At 61.4% G+C, this 420-nt stretch carries 1 pseudogene; it reads right to left on the bottom strand.

The annotated features are described in order from the left end of the window. Positions 1 to 33 precede the first annotated feature (33 nt). Positions 34 to 420: pseudogene (locus NE591_RS12705) on the bottom strand (aminopeptidase); the annotation flags it as partial.

Here is a 420-nt window from a genome sequence, read left to right as displayed (position 1 = left end):
CAGAAGGACGTTGAACACCACGAGCACGCTACCTTAGGGTGCGAGCACCATGCGAATCGCCAAAAGCAGCGGCATGACCACCAGCATCGCCAGCTCAACCCAATAAAGGATGGGGAGCACCGCCGGCATCGCACCGTTCAAATCGCGTCGCACCTTACCGCTGTCGTAGTTCGCCACCACGATCACCTTGCGTCTCCGGCTCGCTCGCGTCGGCAATTTCGCAGGCAGGTAGCGCGCGACGACGTTCTGGCTCACCCCGCGGTTCAAAAGCCGCGAAAGCACCGGCTTATCGAACACCTCAGCGGCTACCAACGCAGCGCAGATGAGGGACACCACGATGGCAGGAACAGCCAGCGCCCCCACAATCGTCGCCACCAGCGTCACCAACACAGCTACACCACTGCACAGCGTTCGAGGAAG

It is taken from the genome of Adlercreutzia sp. DFI.6.23 (genome assembly GCF_024462535.1).
Classification (GTDB): Bacteria; Actinomycetota; Coriobacteriia; order Coriobacteriales; family Eggerthellaceae; genus Adlercreutzia; species Adlercreutzia rubneri.
Note: the sequence above shows the minus strand (reverse complement) of the source record. Positions and strands in the feature narration are given on the sequence as shown.